A 525-nucleotide genomic window follows, 5' to 3' on the forward strand; every position below is an offset into this window, starting at 1 on the left:
CAAACGTGTACCCACGCATCGACAATGCCGTTAATAAGCTGACGTTCAGGCAGCGTTTTCATTACATCTGGATCTAAGACTGCAAATTTAGGCTGTACAGCAGGAGACATGAACGGCAGTTTGTCTTGAGTTTCTGCTTTTGTAATCACAGCACCCATGTTGGATTCTGAACCAGTTGCAGGTAGCGTTAGGATAGCCGCAAGCGGTGTTGCTTCTGTAACTTGATGCTTACCGATCATAATGTCCCAGCCGTCACCATCGTACTTTGATGCTGCCGCAACGTATTTAGAACCGTCGATAACCGAACCACCACCAACAGCAAGAATAAAGTCGATGTTTTGATCTTTTACGATAGCGACCGCTTTATCCAATGTTTCTTTTGTTGGGTTTGGTTCTACACCAGAAAACTCAGACCATTCGTGGCCAGTGAGCGCTTCTGCTACTTGGTCGTATACGCCGTTCTTTTTGATTGAGCCGCCACCGTAAATCACCAAGACCTTTTGAGCAGCTGGGATCGCGTCTTTG

The 525-nt window shown here is 46.7% G+C and carries 1 protein-coding gene; it reads right to left on the minus strand.

The window, feature by feature from the left end:
• A partial coding sequence (locus R7E78_RS30295) for an iron-containing alcohol dehydrogenase (RefSeq protein WP_318059166.1) occupies positions 1-525 on the minus strand: 525 nt, incomplete at both ends.

This window comes from Vibrio sp. YT-19(2023) (assembly GCF_033337395.1).